Origin of the sequence: Wolbachia pipientis (assembly GCA_023052945.1) — a bacterium.
GTDB lineage: Bacteria > Pseudomonadota > Alphaproteobacteria > Rickettsiales > Anaplasmataceae > Wolbachia.
Genome location: CP095495.1, coordinates 1,494,368 through 1,514,246, shown reverse-complemented (window position 1 = coordinate 1,514,246; position 19,879 = coordinate 1,494,368). Strand labels below are relative to the sequence as shown.

Genomic DNA, 19,879 nt, shown 5'->3' with positions numbered 1-19,879 from the left:
ACTAAAATCAAGGTTAACTAAAAGGCGTGCTTAAGATTTACAATACCAGCAATAATATTGAACCTCAGGTTATATTTTTTCTGAAAATTGCGATAAACATTCGACATAATCTTAAATATCTTTATCTCTCGGATCTTGTTTTCTACTCTCATTCTAAATGATGCTAATCTTCTATTATGCTCTGGAGTTAATGGCTTTTTACGATACTTTTTATATGGAATTATAACATTGCTTTGCAATTTTTGCCAACCTTGATATCCAGAATCGGCATGTTTTATGCTATCAAGTGGTAAATATTTTTCTTGTTTCCTTATGCGGAAATCACTAATTCTACCACGGTATGACTTTGACACTGATAAAATTCTTCCTCCTTCTTCGATAATAATCTCAGTTTTCATAGTGTTGGTTCTTTTTTTCCTGAATATGATTTCTTCCGTTTTTTACTATAGATCTGCTGAAAAAGGTGATTGAAAAAATGATGTGAGAGAGGTAGAAGAAGAATAAGCAGATCAAGTAAGGAAAAAAAATGAGCTTTAGTTACTATAATATGAAAAAACACCCAAGAAACTTTCGTAATATAACAGGTTTAACTATAGAGGAGTTCGAAAAAGTAGTGGAAAAAGTGAGGTCTGGATGGGAAAAACAGAAAAAGTGTCATGGTAGAAGATCAAAACTACCAACTCTGGAAGATAAGTTGTTTTGCGTAATTTTGTACTATCGCACTTACATAACACATAGATTTTTAGGATGCCTATTCAATGTACACAACGCAAATGTATGTAGGTTACTTAAGAGAATAGAGCCATTACTCGCCAAAAAAGTGACTATAACAAAAGATAGAAGTATGACGCCAGAAAAAATACTGAAGATTTTGGCTGATGTTACAGAACAGCAAATACAGAGACCAGAAGATAGTAAAAAACGGAAGAAATCATATTCAGGAAAAAAAAGAACCAACACTATGAAAACTGAGATTATTATCGAAGAAGGAGGAAGAATTTTATCAGTGTCAAAGTCATACCGTGGTAGAATTAGTGATTTCCGCATAAGGAAACAAGAAAAATATTTACCACTTGATAGCATAAAACATGCCGATTCTGGATATCAAGGTTGGCAAAAATTGCAAAGCAATGTTATAATTCCATATAAAAAGTATCGTAAAAAGCCATTAACTCCAGAGCATAATAGAAGATTAGCATCATTTAGAATGAGAGTAGAAAACAAGATCCGAGAGATAAAGATATTTAAGATTATGTCGAATGTTTATCGCAATTTTCAGAAAAAATATAACCTGAGGTTCAATATTATTGCTGGTATTGTAAATCTTAAGCACGCCTTTTAGTTAACCTTGATTTTAGTCACCCTCCTTTCCTTTTTTTTATCGCTTGATTCGCAGCAGGTCTTATCTTCTGGTCTCTGTATTTGCTGTTCTGTAACATCAGCCAAAATCTTCAGTATTTTTTCTGGCGTCATACTTCTATCTTTTGTTATAGTCACTTTTTTGGCGAGTAATGGCTCTATTCTCTTAAGTAACCTACATACATTTGCGTTGTGTACATTGAATAGGCATCCTAAAAATCTATGTGTTATGTAAGTGCGATAGTACAAAATTACGCAAAACAACTTATCTTCCAGAGTTGGTAGTTTTGATCTTCTACCATGACACTTTTTCTGTTTTTCCCATCCAGACCTCACTTTTTCCACTACTTTTTCGAACTCCTCTATAGTTAAACCTGTTATATTACGAAAGTTTCTTGGGTGTTTTTTTATATTATAGTAACTAAAGCTCATTTTTTTCCCTTACTTGATCTGCTTATTCTTCTTCTACCTCTCTCACATCATTTTTTCAATCACCTTTTTCAGCAGGTCTTATGTACTATTATCTTCTCTTACTTTCAACCAAGCAATACTTATTCATATCATCTGGGTAAGGTCCACAACTGTACGAACGTTGTGATTTTGGCCCATCAGGAGGGTGTCATTCCAGTCTGGGATCCAGGAATTTTAATTGTAAGTAAGCATACTGAGTTGATAAGTATAAAAGTAGCTAGAAAATAAACATTTTTGATGAGATTATATGGAAAACTGGATTCCAGACTGGAATGACAAGAAGAGGGTACTTGGATAAGAGGCATTGCCCTTCTGGTAGCACAATGTTCGTACAGTTATGGGTAAGGTCACAGTCATATAATAAAAGACCAAGGACGTAAGTATTTCTTTCCTTTTGCAGAAGAATATTGTCACTTATTTACTTAATAATTCAAAAAACTTGAAAGAATAAAGATAGCTATTGAAATTATCTTGATTTACATCAGTTATCCAAGTTTGACATTGAATACTTAACACTTCCTCTATTAACGCCTTTCTGTAATGTTTATCTAGATGAGACATTATATCATCAAGTAGAAGAAGTGGTGCCTTATTGTAATGAATACACCTTGCTTTTACACTGGATAAAATAATAGAAAGCAGTAATAACTTTTGTTCTCCAGTGGAGCACAGATTTATTGGTACGTTTCTTTTTTGACAAAAAACCCGAAAATTATCGTTATGCACACCAAAGGTTACTCTACCAGTCAATGAATCTTTTTCTCTGTTTTCCTTTAGACGATTCTGAAAATATTCTGCAGTATCGTCCAAAGTTAGCTGGCTGCTGAATTTCAAACTTGCCTTCGGAAAAAACTCACTGGAATGGTTATCAATTGTGTCTTGTAGTGTCTTTAAAACAGACGATCGCATACGTAAAATACTAACTGCATTAACGACCATTATGTTTTCAAGACTAGAGAGCCAATTTTCGTCCAAGGTGTTCTCTCTCAACAGTTTACTTCGCTCATGTTTAGCTTTTCTATATTTCATGTAGCAGCAAGTGTAATTTTCTTCAAACAGTGAAACTATACGGTCTAAAAATTTTAATCTGTCACTTGGAGAATTAAGAAGAACATAGTCCATTTGTGGAATCAGCCATATTACATTGGATATCTTATACAGAGATGAATAACTTGATTGCGTTTTTCCATCAATTTGTATTAGTTTCTTATCAAAACTCTTTGCGATACCAATTGAATTAAAATCCGTTCCATTAAAAAAATCATAGTGCACTACCCAATCTTCATTACTGAATCTATTTTGTATCTCACTGGCTTTTGCTTTTTTCATTCCATTGCTTTTAGCAAGCAACGAGATTGCTTCAAGTATATTAGTTTTACCAATACCATTTTCGCCAGTTATTACAACTGAGCTATCATCTGAATCCAGCTCAAAGTTTGAGTGGCTACGAAAATTATGTAATTTCAGCTTTTTTATGTAGCAATGGGTAGCCATTAACCTATTCTTTAGTTTACATTCTCCTTACTTCTTCCAGAACCTCATCAACATGCCCACTAACTTTTACATTTTTCCAGATCTTCACTACTTTACCTTTTTTATCTATTAAAAAAGTAGTGCGCTCTATTCCCATATACTTTTTGCCAAACATACTCTTCTCTACCCAAACACCATATTTTTCCAACATTTCAGCATTCTCATCAGAAACTAAAGAAAATGGCAGAGAATATTTTGCTTTGAAGTTAGCATGGCGCTTAACACTATCTTTTGATACACCAATTATCACTGTGTCAAAGGAAGAAAAATCATCTATTTTATTTCTAAAGCCTTTTGCCTCCATCCTACAACCCGGAGTATCGTCTTTAGGATAAAAATAAAGAACTACATTTTTTTTATCAAAAAATTCACTTAATGATAAAATTTCACCAGAATCTGTTGGTAAGCTAAAATCAGGTGCATTATTTCCTATTGCTAATTCCATACCTTGCTCCATTAATACCACTTCTGTGGTATTATAGTAGTATGGCACATTATTTCCTACTGCTAATTCCATACCTTGCTCCATTAATACCACTTCTGTGGTATTATAGTAGTATGGCACATTATTTCCTACTGTTAATTCCATACTTTGCTCCATTGATAACACTTTTATCTATAGTAGTATATTGTAGTCAGAGTATCAAATTTTATATATAGCTAACAGATAAGATTCTTGATGGGGGCTTATTGATAAGTTTCTGTCTTGTATCTTGTAAAAAGCATCTAATGCTTTAAGCTTAAGCATTGTAAGTCATGCTCATTAGTTTCCTCATCTCTTATAGTATGGCTGGATATATAATTGGATTCCTTAGATGTACAGTTCCAGAGTGTGATGGTAAGGATTTAGTATAAACAATTCAGGAGCACTGAGAACATATAAATTCAAAAGAAGTAAGACCACTAAGAGTTTTGAGTCTCTTTGCATAATTGTAAGCCATATAAAGATGCTTTGTGAATTGCTGATGTGATTGGTAGTAGTATTTTTTAAAGTTTCGTTCAACTTGCCCAAGATTTTTGTTAGACGATGTTCAATATTATGTTCTTTACAAACTCTATCAAATATGTGTTGGAAAGCGTATTTATGGCGTTTCTGGTTGGTAAATTGTATATCGTTGTCTGTCAAAACAGTGTGCGGTAGAATTTTAATCAAATTACGTAAAAACTCAGCAGCTATGGGTTTTGTAGCACGTTTATGTAACTCAACATAGGTGAATTTGATCTATAGCAACAAATAGATATAGTTTTCCCTCCTCTGTTCTGACTTCTGCAATATCAATATGCTATAGGATATTTCTTAAATTTCTTTTTTGGTTTAATCAACATCTGGCAGTTTGCTAATGTTATAACAGCGATGCAGGCTAGAAGTGCGGAATTGTAGACTGCAAGGCAATCATCTAATGGCAGAAGTGTATGCTTCCGAAATGCGATCTTCTTCTAAAGTTAGAACAGTTGATCTTGGATGTTTTGAGCGTCTTTAGTAAATGAGCGTTTTCTCCATTTGACAATAGTTTTTGGATTAAGGTTTGGAAAGCTTTGCTATACTATTTTGTATTGCTCTACGCTGTTGTCCGGGCGCACCCATGTAACCATAATTCCTCCTTCGATGGTATTTTTTTCTTACATTTTATCATACCATCACACTCTGGGACTGTACATCTAAGGGATACCGCGGCGGTATGACGTAGGGTTTGCCGAGATTCCAGTGCTTGACACTGGAATCTAGTTCTTATTGTACATTTACTTGATGTAGAGTTAAGTTTCCTGGATCCAAGTAGTCTGGGCACTGGGATGACATCATAAGACCTGCTGCGAATCAAGCGATAAAAAAAAGGAAAGGAGGGTGACTAAAATCAAGGTTAACTAAAAGGCGTGCTTAAGATTTACAATACCAGCAATAATATTGAACCTCAGGTTATATTTTTTCTGAAAATTGCGATAAACATTCGACATAATCTTAAATATCTTTATCTCTCGGATCTTGTTTTCTACTCTCATTCTAAATGATGCTAATCTTCTATTATGCTCTGGAGTTAATGGCTTTTTACGATACTTTTTATATGGAATTATAACATTGCTTTGCAATTTTTGCCAACCTTGATATCCAGAATCGGCATGTTTTATGCTATCAAGTGGTAAATATTTTTCTTGTTTCCTTATGCGGAAATCACTAATTCTACCACGGTATGACTTTGACACTGATAAAATTCTTCCTCCTTCTTCGATAATAATCTCAGTTTTCATAGTGTTGGTTCTTTTTTTTCCTGAATATGATTTCTTCCGTTTTTTACTATCTTCTGGTCTCTGTATTTGCTGTTCTGTAACATCAGCCAAAATCTTCAGTATTTTTTCTGGCGTCATACTTCTATCTTTTGTTATAGTCACTTTTTTGGCGAGTAATGGCTCTATTCTCTTAAGTAACCTACATACATTTGCGTTGTGTACATTGAATAGGCATCCTAAAAATCTATGTGTTATGTAAGTGCGATAGTACAAAATTACGCAAAACAACTTATCTTCCAGAGTTGGTAGTTTTGATCTTCTACCATGACACTTTTTCTGTTTTTCCTATCCAGACCTCACTTTTTCCACTACTTTTTCGAACTCCTCTATAGTTAAACCTGTTATATTACGAAAGTTTCTTGGGTATTTTTTCATATTATAGTAACTAAAGCTCATTTTTTTTCCTTACTTGATCTGCTTATTCTTCTTCTACCTCTCTCACATCATTTTTTCAATCACCTTTTTCAGCAGGTCTTATGTTGATTGCGAGGTCTTCCCAAGCATTTGCAACTTCTTTAGGTAGCCTCTCTTTTTTTTCTAGGTGGTTATTTACTAATGTCAATTCATCTTTTAATGCAGCCGAGCAACGATAAAGATGTTTCAATTTTTTTAACTCAGGAGCAGGTGGTGTCCAGCGAGTTGGTTCTTGTCTTTGGCAATAATCAGCAATAATTTCTGCATCAGTCTGATCATTTTTTTGTCGTATAAGCTTACTCCTCGCATAAGATTTTATGCAATAAGAACACTAACAAAATGTCCAGCGTTGTGCAGAAACTCAGCCAAAGCTTCGCTATAACAACCAGTAGCCTCCATGCAGGCTTTTACTTCTTCTACATTATGTTTTTGTAGAAAGCTAAGTAGACCTTGAAACCCAGAATCCTCGTTTTTAAAACTCCTTTTTCTAGTTTCATGTCTTCCTTTTTTGCTTATAAATGAGAGAAAAACATCAAAGCGATCTTTCGATACGTCTATGCCTAAAAAGTTGTTGATCATATATACGTTACCATTAAAAATGAAAAGTAAGGCTAGTCTTGTGAATACAGAATTAGAACCATTTAGGTTTTTCTACGATACCGTCCAGCCTGTACTCTTGAGAAGGGAACTCTTATCTACCTCACAGATTCTATATCTAAGACCGCTGACAGAGTTCTTCCCTTCTCCATCTAATGCTTAAGCTTAAAACATTAGATGCTTTTTACAAGATACAAGGACCGCTGTCATTCTGCTTTGTTAGCGGATGAGATACCGCGAATGAATCGCGGTATGAAGGTTCGCGGCGGTATGAAGGTCTGCGGCGGAATGACGATAATCTCGTCATCCCGCTACGTGTTAGCGGGATCTATAGACCTGCTGAAAAAGGTGATTGAAAAAATGATGTGAGAGAGGTAGAAGAAGAATAAGCAGATCAAGTAAGGAAAAAAATGAGCTTTAGTTACTATAATATGAAAAAATACCCAAGAAACTTTCGTAATATAACAGGTTTAACTATAGAGGAGTTCGAAAAAGTAGTGGAAAAAGTGAGGTCTGGATGGGAAAAACAGAAAAAGTGTCATGGTAGAAGATCAAAACTACCAACTCTGGAAGATAAGTTGTTTTGCGTAATTTTGTACTATCGCACTTACATAACACATAGATTTTTAGGATGCCTATTCAATGTACACAACGCAAATGTATGTAGGTTACTTAAGAGAATAGAGCCATTACTCGCCAAAAAAGTGACTATAACAAAAGATAGAAGTATGACGCCAGAAAAAATACTGAAGATTTTGGCTGATGTTACAGAACAGCAAATACAGAGACCAGAAGATAGTAAAAAACGGAAGAAATCATATTCAGGAAAAAAAGAACCAACACTATGAAAACTGAGATTATTATCGAAGAAGGAGGAAGAATTTTATCAGTGTCAAAGTCATACCGTGGTAGAATTAGTGATTTCCGCATAAGGAAACAAGAAAAATATTTACCACTTGATAGCATAAAACATGCCGATTCTGGATATCAAGGTTGGCAAAAATTGCAAAGCAATGTTATAATTCCATATAAAAAGTATCGTAAAAAGCCATTAACTCCAGAGCATAATAGAAGATTAGCATCATTTAGAATGAGAGTAGAAAACAAGATCCGAGAGATAAAGATATTTAAGATTATGTCGAATGTTTATCGCAATTTTCAGAAAAAATATAACCTGAGGTTCAATATTATTGCTGGTATTGTAAATCTTAAGCACGCCTTTTAGTTAACCTTGATTTTAGTCACCCTCCTTTCCTTTTTTTTATCGCTTGATTCGCAGCAGGTCTATTAGATGCTTTTTACAAGATACAAGACCAATCCATCCCAAGAGAAACTCTTCTCACGCTTGCTGGTTTTGGTTGCTGGAAATACTATATTATTAATATTGTGTAATGATAATTCATTTGAGATATAGTTAGCGTTATGATAACCCCATTACATATTTACTACAGTAACGTTTTATAAGAGTATTGACAAAGCTTCGTTATCTAAGTGGAGAAAGTCACCTCTCCCCACTCGACTGCAGAACCGTACGTGACAGGTTACCGTCATACGGCTCCTCTGCAATTTGGTGCTTGTCATGCACACTTTCTGTGTAAATTATCATGGCAATGTCCATGTAACAAAGATAAGTTTTTGGTTATATTGTTTTTCTTATTTTGGTCTTTGTGATGTACTTCCAAAATATCATCATTTTTAAACCAAAGTTGACAATAATCACACTTACCTTGTTGTAACTTCAATAAATTTGTTACTCTTGTTGGCTTATCTGGTACTCTCTTCAGACGATTACTCCAGTATACCCAATCACCATCATATGGTGTCTTGGTTCCTTTCACCTTGGTATGCCGTTTAATAACGTAATCTCCATGTCTGGTAAGATTTACTCCATTACTTGTCATAAATCGCCAATTATCGTTACCATACTTTTTAAAGTATTTTTCCTTGATCCAGCGGTTTCCTTTGTTATGGTGTTTATATACTGCCCATTTCCAAAGTTTTCCAAACATAATGTGATCTAACAAACTAAATATCTTACATGATACTACTGAAGTGTAATATTGACACCATCCTTTAATAATTGGGTTAATGTGTTTTATTACTGCTCCCTGCGATTCACCACGCAATTTCTTCAGTTTGTGTTTGATGACCCATGTATGCTGTTTCACGGATTCGCGACTTGGCATAATTATTGTTTTATGGCTTCTCTTACCACGATTTACTGGATATTGTCTTACCGTAAACCCCAGAAAGTCAAAACCTGGCTTTTCTCCCTTTAGAGTATGAGTTATCTTGTTTTTGATGGCTTTAGCTCTAGACCTATGGTTTTTAACCATTCTTCAACCAGAACTTTCGCCTTAAGAATAATTTCTTCACTCTCATGTATGATGACAAGGAGAGTAGACCGGCGGAGCTTCCCCACCAGTCTCTCGCAGAACTGTACGGAAACCTCTCGGTTTATACAGCTCCCATTATTTAGTCTTTTGATCCTAACCCAAGTGTCCAGTGATAGAAAATATTTGGAGACCTCTTTCTCACTTTTCCTAGAAATTGCTTTGCTAGCCTTCCGTGATCTCGAAGTTTCTTATACTTGGTTCTGACCCATCTTATGAGGTATCTCTCTATATTTCTGAGAGATGGATACATCTCTGATTTATAAAACCTGCCATAGTACTGAAACCAGCCTCTGACTATTGGATCTATTCTCTTCGATATTTCCTCTAATGTGGTCCACGTGACCCGATGTATTCTCCATGACTTTATGGTTTTCTTGATCTTCTTTTTGGCTTTGTTACAAATTGCTGGTAGAAATGAGACAAAATAATTCCTCATCTTATTCTTTGCTATTCTAGGTCTGAAAGTATAGCCTAGAAAATCAAAGCTTTGTATGGGATATTCTTCTTTTCTGTCGTCGTCCTTATTGTACACAATCTGTGTCTTTTCAGGACGCAACTTCAATTTACACTTGGCCAATCTTTCTTCAATCATTGCTTTCATAAACTCTGCCTGTCTTTTAGTTCTGCAGTGTACTATCGCATCATCCACACATCTTTCAAATGGTACCGTTGGGTAATTTTGTTTCATCCACATATCAAATGCATGGTGCATAAATATGTTTGAGATGATTGGACTTATTGAACCTCCTTGCGGAACTCCTTTATCCCTAGCTACCTTGTTGCCATCTGCTTGCTGAATCGGGACTTTCATCCACCTTTCAACATACAATATGACCCATTTGCAGTCTGTGTGTTTCTTGATAGCCTGCAGTGCTAAATCGTGGTCCAGATTGTCAAAAAATCCAGATATATCAAGATCTATTGTCCAATCATTTTTCCAACATCTCTTCCGTGCTGTATATACCGCATCCAATGCAGACTTATTTGGTCTATAACCATATGAATCCTTATGAAATATCGGCTCTACTAACGGTTCAAGATACATTGTAGCTGCTGTTTGCGCTATCCTATCTGATACTGAAGGAACACATAAAGTTCTTTGTCCTCCTCCTGTACCTTTCGGTATTGCAACAGCTTTTACTGGCTCTGGAAAATAACTTCCGGATGACATCCGATTCCATAGTTTGTATAGATTATCTTTTAGATTTTCTTCAAACTTTGTTATCGTAACCTCGTCTACACCAGCCGCTCCTTTATTCTTCGATACTTGTTTATAAGCTCTCCAAACAAGTTGCTTCGGCATATCAAAAGACTTTGTTTTATTCATTAACTCCTCCCTTTCGGTTGATAAATAATTAAAACTAAATAACTCAGCTCCTTCGCTCCATTTCCATTACAGAAACTTCTTCACTACTACGAGCTGATCCGCCCCTGTTTTTCGCATCGGTACTCTCATCCTCAGAGATCGGCTCTTTGGACTTCTCCCTTATCATCAAAACGACAGGTTCCCGTAGTTCCATGCAGTAGCCTAAAATAGATTCACGCCACTTTTATGCCGGACGCCACCTACCCAGTAAACAAGCTCCTGGTAGATTTATCCCAGGTTAACGACTACCCCCTGGTTTTGACGTCGTCCCTACGCTTTCGACACCTCATCAGTGGTTCACTTACGTTCGTCTCTCTATTTCATACATGACACATAATTGTGCCTTTTCCATAACGCTCACTACCTTAGCTCTTTACTAAAGCAGCTTATGGCTGTTTGAAGCCTGCTCTTGCAAACCGGCTCCGAGGGGCCCCTCCCTCATCTACTGCAAGCTTCAACACTTCCCGTGTCTCTACGGCGCACAATCATCTGCGTAAAAGATTACGCTTATTGATTGTTTTACCTCTTCATACGATCCCTGACCACGCTTCTTTTTCATAAATTGAAAAAGTTCATTTGTTAATGCTTGTTTGACATATTGTTCTAATCCATATAATGCAACACATGCAAGTAACGGTGATATCGTTCCTCCTTGTATAGTGCCACGTTTTGTGGGTTTAAACTTTCCATCTTCCATAACACCTGCCTTCAACCATCCTCTTATTATCTTTCTAAAAGTTGGTGTGGTATTGAGTTTCTTTAGCAAGGCGTTTTGGTCAATTTGGTCAAAGCATCCGGAAATATCAGCATCTAATATAAATGCTGTCTTACCTCCAAGAGCTATGAATATAGCCTCTATTGCATCATGACATGATCTACCAGGTCTAAAACCATATGTGTTTGGCTCAAATTTTGCCTCCCACTCTGGTTCTATCGCCATTTTCATAAGTGTTTCTTTTGCTCTCTCTGAAATAGTAGGTATGCCTAACGGCCTTTTCTCAGTTTTCCCAGGTTTTGGAATCCAAATACGTCTTGATGGTTTAGCTTTCTCTCTTATATCCAAAGAATATGCTAATTGCAATCTTTCTTCTTGATTAAGATTAGCCTTTCCATCAATACCTGCTGTCTTCTTTCCTCTGTTATCCTGAGTTACCTTTCTAACAGCTAGCAATTTTGCACTCATTGAGTTAAGTAATAATCTTTGAAGTTTATGTACCTTCTTGATATCATCACACTTTGCAGCTTGGTAAATTCGCTTTTGTAACTTGAATACAAATTTCTCTAACTTACGCCAAGGAATTGTACGCCATTTATACCTAACATTTTGTTGGTCTATAACATATTTATTACTATTCACAACTTTACCTTCCAAACTACAGTGTTTACGTCTGCATATCCCAAATATTACTTCGGGCATTAGCTTCTTAAACAATCCTTCCACATAGAAGCATTCGGTTGGCTACCTTCTTGATTATCCTTTAAATAAAGAATAATAAGAGCTTCCATGTGGTTACTCCGTTCCATGGTTTCGTTTCACGTTAAACTTAGGTTCTTACTATTTGCCGGAAGCTGAAAACATCCATAATCAAGCATCAAAACCTTGATTCTTCTTGTGCTTCATACCATTTTGGTCCATGCGTATCAACCTTATTTCGCATATTGATATTGACGACAATTCAAACATAAGTTCCTCTCGTAACCATATCTAACTCTGTTTGCAGGGATTTACCATAAAGGTTAGGTATTACCTGCTTTTGTCTCATGCTTGCATCCCAGAGGTTGCCATTCTCCAAGATGTGAGACATACATTATCCCCGATGTCTAGGGAAGATGGAATTTAACCATCACAAAACCACGACTATTCGGATCGCACTTTGACCTATATCCCGTTCCACTTCTTGAGGCATTGGATTTCCTATACTACTTGTCATCCAAGTAGCTGACACTGGGGTCCATTTTTCTTTTTTTTTCTGGATTCCAGCGTCAAGCGCTGGAATGACACCAAATGGTATATTGTTGCTCTGTATAGAAGGTTTTGGTGTTCTTAAAAGGGATAACCTTATTACATCATTAAAAAAATTGGGTAAGGGAAGGAAGATTCTATATTTTGGTATATTAGCTTTTATTGCAGCAGTAACCACTGGAGCTTTACAATTTACTTTGCTTGCTATGTTAAAGCCAAACGAGCCTGTAAATGGTACAATTTGTCTATTTTGTGCGTTTTTTTGCTTAGTTTCACTCTGTTCTTGTCTGTCTTTATTTTCTGCTTCTTTTAGTTGTAGTGTAACTTGACTCTGTTCCTCATTTTCAGTTTTTTCTGCATGTTTTAGCTTCTTATTCAAGAACGACTCAATTCTGTGCGAGTTATCCAGGTTAATGTTTTTAACGTCTGTTTGTAGTATTATTGTTATTCCTTGCAGAAGGATTTGAGGCGGAGCATTACTTATGAATTCTTCTACAGTTTTATCACTATTAGTTTTACAGTAGTTATTATATAATTCACTGCTTTCTTTTGGTACTTTTATGTTGACTGTAAAATTTTTTTCCCGAGAAAGGCAGATTTAAAAAAATCAATTAAAGATTTTATTTGAAATGGTCTTGTATTAAAAGTGTCTTTATCTGTTGCTGTTAGCTCAAATGAAAATTCTTGTATATTACTTTCAACACTTCTCGAGCGAATGGTACTGATCTTAATTATTTTGCTAGAAAATGCTTTACTTATGTTTTTGGATCTTTCCTTAAAGAACTTAGGTAAATCCTCTATTTTGTACGTATTATAAGTTTCAGTGTCACTGTTGTGCATGGTTGATACAGCAAATTCATCAACGCAAAGGTAAATAAAAAAAATGGTCAATAAATTAATAATTAAAATGGGACAGTTTTTAGATTGTTGATGCTATTCAAGATTTTACTATAATTAAAGTTTAAGCCAGCGTTTCTAAGATGAATAAAGAGCTACTGAATGAAATACCTTCACTTGAAGATAAAGCGGTCTCTGAAATTGAGAATGCTTCTTCTTTACAAGATTTAGAAAAAGTCAGGCTATCATATTTGGGAAAAAAGGGTGTAATTAAAGCTTATTTTGACAACTTAAAAGAGATAGAAGATGCAGGAAGAAAGCGCAATTTAGGCGAAGTTATCAATGTTTTACGTAATAAGCTAGATCAGCTTATAACGAATAAGGAAAATATACTAAAAGCCGAAGAAGCTAACTTTAAATTGCAGAACGAGGCGGTTGATATCACGTTGCCCGTTAGACCAGAAAAAATGGGCAAGGTCCATCCACTCAGTAAAGTTATAAATGAAGTAAAGCTTATTTTTGCACATATGGGTTTTAAAGCAGTTGATGGCCCTGACATTGAAGATGAGTTTCATGTATTTGATGCACTGAATACTCCAAGTCATCATCCTGCGCGAGAGGAGCAAGATACCTTCTACTTAAAGAATAAAATAGATGATAAAAGAATGGTACTGCGCACTCACACCTCATCTGTGCAGATTAGAACCATGGAAAAAACAAAAAATTTCCCAATTAAAATAGTAGCCGCAGGTAGAGTATACAGAAACGACTTTGATGCAACTCACACTCCTATGTTTCATCAGATAGAAGGGTTATATGTCGATGAAAGTGTCAATATGGGCCAGTTAAAATTTACTATTCATCACTTCCTTAATAAGTTCTTTGGCGATAAAGGGCTGAAGATACGTTTTCGTAATAGTTTTTTCCCTTTTACTGAACCCTCTGCGGAAGTGGATATAAGTTGTAAAGGTAGTAAATGGATAGAGGTGCTCGGATGTGGTATGGTGCATCCAAATGTCTTTCAAAATGTTGGAATAGACCATACTAAGTACAACGGTTTTGCGTTTGGCATTGGTATAGAAAGGCTTGCGATGCTAAAATATCAAATCAGTGACCTAAGAAGCTTTTACGATAACAAAATCAGTTGGCTTGATCATTATGGTTTTCATTTCTCATCTTTAAGATAAGTGATAAATAAAGCTCATACTTTCATCATACTTGCTGCCGGGCATGGCAGGCGGATGAATTCAGATTTGCCTAAGGTCCTACACAAAATAGGCAGTTTTTCTATGCTCCAGCATGTCATTTACAATGCAAAACAGTTAAATCCTGAAAATATTGCTGTTGTAGTTGATCAGCCTTTAATTGAAAGACTAAAGTACTTTGAGGATATACAGTTAATTACACAAGAATTAACACTTGGCACGGGAGATGCAGTCAAAACTGCGATGAGAAACCTGAAAGAATTGCCAGATTCGAGCATAATTATTGTGCAGTATGGAGATACCCCACTCATAAAAAGCAGCACAATAACTAAAATGGTTAGTTGCTTAGAAGGCAAGGCTCTAGTTTGCCTAGGTTTTAGGACAAGCAATAAAGAATACGGTAGGTTAATTATTGAGAATGGTTCCTTAAGAGAAATCGTAGAAGCAAAGAGTGATAAAAATAATCACGAAGAGTTTCTTGCAAATGCTGGAATAATGGTTGCATGTGCAAAGAATTTACGTGAATTGGTGGAGAAAATAGAGTACAATAGCTCAACTCATGAATATTACTTGACCGATATAGTTTCCATTGCAGTGAAGAGTAATTTAAATGTCGGTCACGTTATTACCGGTGGAGAAGAGGCAACGGGAATAAATAACAGAAATGACCTTATAAAAGCTGAATTTTACTTTCAAGAAAACAAAAGAAAATTTTTTACCAACTCTGGAGTAACGCTTGTTGCTCCAGAGGCTGTTTTCTTTTCTCTTGATACGCAAATTGCCAGAGATTCAGTTATTTACCCATATGTTTTTTTCGGTACTGGAGTGAAAATAGAGTCTGGTGCGAAAATACTGCCATTTTCGCATTTAAAAAACTGCTTAATTAAAAGTAATGCTGAGGTCGGTCCATTTACCAGAATACGCGGAAACACAACAATTGGTAATAAGGCAAAAATAGGAAATTTTGTGGAAGTGAAAACAAGTGAAGTTGGTCAAAACACTAGAATAAAACACTTAAGTTATATAGGAAATGCTAAAGTAGGGCAGAGGAGTAATATAGGAGCAGGTACTATTGTTTGTAATTATGATGGGAAAAATAAACATGAAACGAATATAGGGAGCAATTGCTTTGTTGGCTCCAATAGCTCGCTGATTGCGCCACTTAATATTCATGATGAATCTGTAATTGCAGCAGGTAGTGTTATAGTTGAAGATGTACCAGAAAAAAGCCTTGCAATAGCAAGAGAAAAACAAGTGATTAAGAAAATAAAGTAAAATGATTATATGTGTATACATGCATATATCAGTATTTGGAGGGTAAAAATGAAAAAACTACTTACTTTAGTAGCTATATTGCCTGCTATTTCTTTGTCAGCACCGTCTTTTGGAGTTGATTGGATTAGAGATAGAATCTATACTTCGTCGTCATATGGCAATCTTGGTATTAATTATGATCTTGGCTATCATTATACAGATAGCGTCAAAATTTCAGTTGGTCCTGTAGTCAAACCTATTCTCAATAGTGAGTATCAATTCACTGGACTAGAGGGGGGGGCTTATGGCAAAGCTTCATTATCATCATAAATTTGAAAGTACGGATATTACTCCTTATATTACTTTTGGCGCAGGAGGCATTACTGCAGTGTTTCAAGAAGGAGGAGATTTTTTTCCTACCAAATAGGTTCTGGTGTTAATCTTCCACTTTCTGAGCGAACGAATATTTTTGCTGGTTACAAGCTTCACAAGTTCAGTAATTTTTCTCATGGGTTTGAACTTGGAATGAGTTTTAATTTGTAAGCTCCGATTGAAAGCTTTTATTAGCATAGCAAAGTTTCCATGAGACTCAGAGAATTTAAGAGTAGTAAAGTTTTAAAACTTTACTACTTGCCAAAGGAAAGAGGATGAAGTATTTCATGTTTTTATTTATATTGACAGTATGTGTAACATCATTTACGATTAGTATTAATAACGATAATTGATATTTATCATGTTTGCAGTAATTGAAACTGGCGGAAAGCAGTATTTAGTAAAAGAAGGCAGCATAATCAAAGTAGAAAGATTACAAGCTGAAGAAAAAGAGGAAGTGGAGATCAGTAAAGTGATTTGTGTTTCAAATAATGGCTTATCTTGTCCATCTAATGCTATTGTTAAAGCTGAAGTACTGGAGCAGTGTAGAGATAAAAAAATTATAATCTTTAAGAAAAAGAGAAGAAAAAATTACCGTAGGAAAACTGGTCATAGGCAGTATATCACTGTTCTTCGTATCAATGAAATTAGTCTTCAAAAGTAAGAGGTAAGATATGGCAACTAAAAAATCAGGTGGTAGTTCCTGTAATGGTAGAGATTCAGCAGGTCGTAGGTTAGGAATAAAGAAGAATGGGAAGGTTATTCCTGGTAACACAATTGTGCGCCAAAGAGGCACAAAATTCCATCCTGGGAAGAATGTTGGTATAGGTAAAGATCATACGATTTTTGCCAAAGTAGAAGGCTGGGTCAGCTTTAGAAGGTCAGCAAATAAAAAGACTTTTATTGATATCTTGCCTACAGATAATATGAAAGCTTCAGCTTGAATAAATCAGGGGTCTGTAGCTCAGGTGGTTAGAGCGCACGCCTGATAAGCGTGAGGTCGGAGGTTCAACTCTTCCCAGGCCCACCATTTAGTAATTACTAACTGTGTTTTTTATAGTGGTTTTGGTATTGTATAAGCAGAAACCTAAAGCATGAGTTTATATAAAAATTTAGTAACCAGTGAGTCAGTGGCGGCTGGTCATCCAGATAAAGTAGCAGATCAAATTTCAGATGCAATACTTGATGAATACCTTTTCACTGATCCTTTTGCGCGAGCTGCAATAGAGACTTTAGTCACCAAAGATAACGTTATTATAGCTGGGGAAGTATTCGGACCTAACATCAAAAATAGCAGGATTGAAAGTATTGTACGGAATACAATAAAAGATATTGGTTATGAGCATGATGGTTTCCACTGGAGAAAAGTGAAAGTAAATATACTGCTGCATGAGCAATCAAATGACATTGCAATAGGGTTGAATCGAGGTGCTGGGGATCAGGGCATAATGTATGGCTATGCAACAACAGAGACAGAAAACCTTATGCCAGCACCCATTTTTTATGCACACTCGATTCTGAAAAATATTATGAGCGCAGTTAAAGAAGCAAAGCTTGGTCCGGATGCAAAATCACAAATCACTTTGGCATATGAGAATAACCTCCCGGTACGTGCTGAAAGTATTATTGTCTCAATACAGCACCCTGAGGATTTGGATCAATCAAAAGTAAAAGAAATAATTTATCCTTACATAGTTTCATCTTTACCTAAAGGGTGGATATGTCCTGAGGAAAATCTCTTAGTCAATCCAACTGGTAGATTTGTTATTGGTGGACCGGTTAGTGATTGTGGATTAACCGGACGAAAAATTATGGTTGATACCTATGGAGGTTATATTCCACACGGTGGAGGGGCATTTTCCGGAAAAGATGCAACCAAAGTTGATAGATCTGCAGCTTATATGGCAAGATACCTTGCTAAAAATATTGTCTTTGCGGGTTTAGCTGAACGTTGTCTTGTGCAGCTTTCTTATGCAATTGGTGTATCAAAACCTACTTCATTCTATATTGATACATTTGGTACGAATGCGGTGGAGGAAAGAGTAATTAAAGAGTTTATCGAGAATAGTATAGATTTATCAACAAAAGGCATAATCAAGCATTTATTGCTTAATCGCCCTATATATAAACGTACAGCCTGTTATGGACATTTTGGTAAAGAGTCAGAAAATGACGGTGGATTTTCTTGGGAAAGCATGAACTTGTCTGCTGATCTTTGTAGAGAATTCAATATAGAAGGTAATAGTAAAATTTCTTTAGATTGCTAAAATTTTTGATTTACAGCCTCATATTTATATACTAGCTTATTGTTGAAGTATAATTGCTTTTTCATAATAATTATACTATATTAGTGATAATTATTATATTCAGTTTTTATTGTGAGGCTCAGAAAATGTATAGCGGAATAGAAGAAGAATTCTGTAGCATAGCTATAAAAGAATCATCTGATCTTATTGATAGAATAGAAGAACATCCTTTTTATGTTGAATTGATGAATGGCAAATTAAGTTATAAGAAGTTCAAGTTCTACGTTCAACAGACTTTTTATGCTTAGTGGATTGCACTCGTGCTTTTTTAATTATTGCAGCTAGAGCTAATGATATTGAAACAATGGATAAATTAACCTTTATAGCTCGTAAAATATTCAGTATGCGAAGTCTATGTAAGGAGCAGTTTACAGAATGTAACTCATCCGATAATCACAAAAGATCGAAATCTAGTTCTGCCTTTATTGATTTCTTCATGCGTGCTGCATACCATAATTCAGTAGCTGAAGGCTTAGCAGCTTCTTATCCATGTTTTGGTATGTGTCAGATCACCTTTCAACATACGGTAAAAGATAGCATTCCTTCAAGCAATAAGTATAAAAAATGGATTAATCTCTATAATACTAATATAGTGGATAACACAGCTAATGCTATAACTGAGATTGTGAATAAGCTGTATAGAGAATCTAGTAATAAGGAGAAGAAAAAGATGCTCGAGTTTTTTTATAACGGATTAGAACTTCAGGTAATATTCTGGGACGAGATGTATTACTCTAATATATCTAGCAAAGAATATTAGCAGAGGATTATTTACGTTGACTTGATCTTTATCGGTAACTACAGTGTTCAGTGGCGTAATTAGGAGCTGTTACGGGTCAAATCTTTTAAAGGATATAATTGAGCATCCTTTTAATGTTAAGTTGGCGGATAACACCCTAAATATAGAGAACTTCAAATTCTATGCTCAACAAAAGACGTTGTTCTTAGGTGATTATATTCGTACCACCTTAATTACTGCATCCAAAATGGAAGATTATAGTAATATTATCTCGCTTACTGAAGTAGCCCAAAGAGCAGTGACTGTTAATAGAGTGCTATATGACTACTACTTTACTATGTACGGTATAAGTCGTGGAAAGAAATCTCTTGAGTGTTTTAATTTCACTAATTTTCTTTTATCCATCTCGTATAGTAATACCTATGAGGCTATGACGGTTTTGTATTCTTGCATGTTTATATACAAGACTGTCGTTGATAGCATGAAAAATAGATTCAAAAAAAATAATAGATATAGGGATTGGTTTTATTTTTGTTACAGTGATTCAGTAAAGTCTGGATGTGTTATTTTGGAAAATATTATTGATGGATATTGCAGCAGAGCAAGAGAAAATGAAAAGAGCAAAATGCTTGAGTTGTTTAGAATAACTGCACAATTTGTGTTAGATTTTTTGAACGGTGCATATAATTTTTCAAGGTTCAATCAATTTCCTAAGGAACATAAGACCTGCTGAAAAAGGTGATTGAAAAAATGATGTGAGAGAGGTAGAAGAAGAATAAGCAGA

General features: G+C 35.3%; 15 protein-coding genes, 1 tRNA gene and 7 pseudogenes. 12 read left to right on the top strand and 11 right to left on the bottom strand.

Annotation, left to right across the window (positions count from 1 at the left end; genetic code table 11):
- Positions 1-17: 17 nt before the first annotated feature.
- Positions 18-445: pseudogene (locus tag MWH06_07515) on the bottom strand (IS5/IS1182 family transposase).
- Positions 446-526: 81 nt separating this feature from the next.
- Here MWH06_07515 and MWH06_07510 point away from each other — a divergent pair.
- The gene (locus MWH06_07510) at positions 527-1,342 is read left to right on the top strand and encodes a transposase (GenBank protein UPA55051.1); all 816 of its coding nucleotides are present in this window, start codon (positions 527-529) and stop codon (positions 1,340-1,342) included.
- Positions 1,343-1,410: 68 nt separating this feature from the next.
- On the opposite strand, the pseudogene MWH06_07505 reads toward MWH06_07510, so the two are convergent.
- The 6 genes and pseudogenes from MWH06_07505 to MWH06_07480 all read right to left on the bottom strand — a co-directional run bounded on the left by MWH06_07505 (position 1,411) and on the right by MWH06_07480 (position 6,639).
- Positions 1,411-1,791, bottom strand: a pseudogene (locus MWH06_07505) (transposase family protein).
- A 453-nt stretch (positions 1,792-2,244) separates the two neighbouring features.
- Positions 2,245-3,324, bottom strand: a complete 1,080-nt coding sequence (gene recF, locus MWH06_07500; protein UPA55050.1) for a DNA replication/repair protein RecF — start codon at positions 3,322-3,324, stop codon at positions 2,245-2,247.
- Between the two features lie 16 nt (positions 3,325-3,340).
- On the bottom strand, positions 3,341-3,808 hold the full coding sequence (bcp, locus tag MWH06_07495; GenBank protein UPA55781.1) for a thioredoxin-dependent thiol peroxidase: 468 nt from the start codon (positions 3,806-3,808) through the stop codon (positions 3,341-3,343).
- A 366-nt stretch (positions 3,809-4,174) separates the two neighbouring features.
- A pseudogene (locus MWH06_07490) lies at positions 4,175-4,997 on the bottom strand (IS481 family transposase).
- Between the two features lie 229 nt (positions 4,998-5,226).
- Positions 5,227-6,042 (bottom strand): annotated as a pseudogene (locus tag MWH06_07485) (transposase).
- Between the two features lie 79 nt (positions 6,043-6,121).
- Positions 6,122-6,639 (bottom strand): annotated as a pseudogene (locus MWH06_07480) (transposase).
- A gap of 428 nt (positions 6,640-7,067) precedes the next feature.
- On the opposite strand from MWH06_07480, the pseudogene MWH06_07475 reads away from it, so the two are divergent.
- A pseudogene (locus MWH06_07475) lies at positions 7,068-7,882 on the top strand (transposase).
- 352 nt (positions 7,883-8,234) lie between these two features.
- Here the strand turns inward: MWH06_07475 and MWH06_07470 are convergent.
- The 4 genes and pseudogenes from MWH06_07470 to MWH06_07455 form a co-directional block, all read right to left on the bottom strand.
- Positions 8,235-8,993: a hypothetical protein gene (locus MWH06_07470; GenBank protein UPA55049.1), complete on the bottom strand. Its 759-nt coding sequence runs from the start codon at positions 8,991-8,993 to the stop codon at positions 8,235-8,237.
- 139 nt (positions 8,994-9,132) lie between these two features.
- Entirely contained in the window at positions 9,133-10,380 is a 1,248-nt protein-coding gene (gene ltrA / locus MWH06_07465) for a group II intron reverse transcriptase/maturase (protein ID UPA55048.1), read from the bottom strand.
- Between the two features lie 511 nt (positions 10,381-10,891).
- A complete protein-coding gene (locus MWH06_07460; GenBank protein UPA55047.1) occupies positions 10,892-11,860 on the bottom strand; it encodes a reverse transcriptase N-terminal domain-containing protein in 969 nt (322 codons plus the stop codon).
- A 430-nt stretch (positions 11,861-12,290) separates the two neighbouring features.
- Positions 12,291-13,222, bottom strand: a pseudogene (locus MWH06_07455) (hypothetical protein).
- A 140-nt stretch (positions 13,223-13,362) separates the two neighbouring features.
- Here MWH06_07455 and pheS point away from each other — a divergent pair.
- From pheS to MWH06_07405, 10 genes are all read left to right on the top strand, one after another.
- The gene (gene pheS, locus MWH06_07450) at positions 13,363-14,406 is read left to right on the top strand and encodes a phenylalanine--tRNA ligase subunit alpha (GenBank protein UPA55046.1); all 1,044 of its coding nucleotides are present in this window, start codon (positions 13,363-13,365) and stop codon (positions 14,404-14,406) included.
- Positions 14,407-14,460: 54 nt separating this feature from the next.
- Positions 14,461-15,699, top strand: coding sequence for a bifunctional UDP-N-acetylglucosamine diphosphorylase/glucosamine-1-phosphate N-acetyltransferase GlmU (gene glmU, locus MWH06_07445; protein UPA55045.1), 1,239 nt, complete (start codon positions 14,461-14,463; stop codon positions 15,697-15,699).
- A gap of 48 nt (positions 15,700-15,747) precedes the next feature.
- Positions 15,748-16,008 (top strand): hypothetical protein, encoded by a 261-nt coding sequence (locus MWH06_07440; protein ID UPA55044.1) that lies wholly within the window; start codon positions 15,748-15,750, stop codon positions 16,006-16,008.
- Positions 16,009-16,411: 403 nt separating this feature from the next.
- Positions 16,412-16,714 (top strand): 50S ribosomal protein L21, encoded by a 303-nt coding sequence (gene rplU, locus MWH06_07435; GenBank protein ID UPA55043.1) that lies wholly within the window; start codon positions 16,412-16,414, stop codon positions 16,712-16,714.
- 10 nt (positions 16,715-16,724) lie between these two features.
- The gene (rpmA, locus tag MWH06_07430; GenBank protein ID UPA55042.1) at positions 16,725-16,994 is read left to right on the top strand and encodes a 50S ribosomal protein L27; all 270 of its coding nucleotides are present in this window, start codon (positions 16,725-16,727) and stop codon (positions 16,992-16,994) included.
- Positions 16,995-17,003: 9 nt separating this feature from the next.
- Positions 17,004-17,080 (top strand) — tRNA-Ile (locus MWH06_07425).
- A 64-nt stretch (positions 17,081-17,144) separates the two neighbouring features.
- On the top strand, positions 17,145-18,317 hold the full coding sequence (metK, locus tag MWH06_07420; protein ID UPA55041.1) for a methionine adenosyltransferase: 1,173 nt from the start codon (positions 17,145-17,147) through the stop codon (positions 18,315-18,317).
- Positions 18,318-18,442: 125 nt separating this feature from the next.
- Entirely contained in the window at positions 18,443-18,604 is a 162-nt protein-coding gene (locus tag MWH06_07415) for a hypothetical protein (GenBank protein UPA55040.1), read from the top strand.
- On the top strand, positions 18,604-19,116 hold the full coding sequence (locus tag MWH06_07410; protein ID UPA55039.1) for a TenA family transcriptional regulator: 513 nt from the start codon (positions 18,604-18,606) through the stop codon (positions 19,114-19,116). Before MWH06_07415 ends, MWH06_07410 begins: the two co-directional genes overlap by 1 nt.
- 43 nt (positions 19,117-19,159) lie before the next feature.
- Positions 19,160-19,828 (top strand): TenA family transcriptional regulator, encoded by a 669-nt coding sequence (locus tag MWH06_07405; protein UPA55038.1) that lies wholly within the window; start codon positions 19,160-19,162, stop codon positions 19,826-19,828.
- Positions 19,829-19,879 lie beyond the last annotated feature (51 nt).

Excerpts from the sequence above, each read along its gene's own strand:
- rpmA (UPA55042.1), top strand. The coding sequence starts at position 16,725 with ATGGCAACTAAAAAATCAGGTGGTAGTTCCTGTAATGGTAGAGATTCA.
- glmU (UPA55045.1), top strand. The coding sequence starts at position 14,461 with ATGAATTCAGATTTGCCTAAGGTCCTACACAAAATAGGCAGTTTTTCT.
- pheS (UPA55046.1), top strand. The coding sequence starts at position 13,363 with ATGAATAAAGAGCTACTGAATGAAATACCTTCACTTGAAGATAAAGCG.
- MWH06_07440 (UPA55044.1), top strand. The coding sequence starts at position 15,748 with ATGAAAAAACTACTTACTTTAGTAGCTATATTGCCTGCTATTTCTTTG.
- bcp (UPA55781.1), bottom strand. The coding sequence starts at position 3,808 with ATGGAATTAGCAATAGGAAATAATGCACCTGATTTTAGCTTACCAACA.
- ltrA (UPA55048.1), bottom strand. The coding sequence starts at position 10,380 with ATGAATAAAACAAAGTCTTTTGATATGCCGAAGCAACTTGTTTGGAGA.
- MWH06_07470 (UPA55049.1), bottom strand. The coding sequence starts at position 8,993 with ATGGTTAAAAACCATAGGTCTAGAGCTAAAGCCATCAAAAACAAGATA.
- MWH06_07510 (UPA55051.1), top strand. The coding sequence starts at position 527 with ATGAGCTTTAGTTACTATAATATGAAAAAACACCCAAGAAACTTTCGT.
- recF (UPA55050.1), bottom strand. The coding sequence starts at position 3,324 with ATGGCTACCCATTGCTACATAAAAAAGCTGAAATTACATAATTTTCGT.
- rplU (UPA55043.1), top strand. The coding sequence starts at position 16,412 with ATGTTTGCAGTAATTGAAACTGGCGGAAAGCAGTATTTAGTAAAAGAA.
- MWH06_07415 (UPA55040.1), top strand. The coding sequence starts at position 18,443 with ATGTATAGCGGAATAGAAGAAGAATTCTGTAGCATAGCTATAAAAGAA.
- metK (UPA55041.1), top strand. The coding sequence starts at position 17,145 with ATGAGTTTATATAAAAATTTAGTAACCAGTGAGTCAGTGGCGGCTGGT.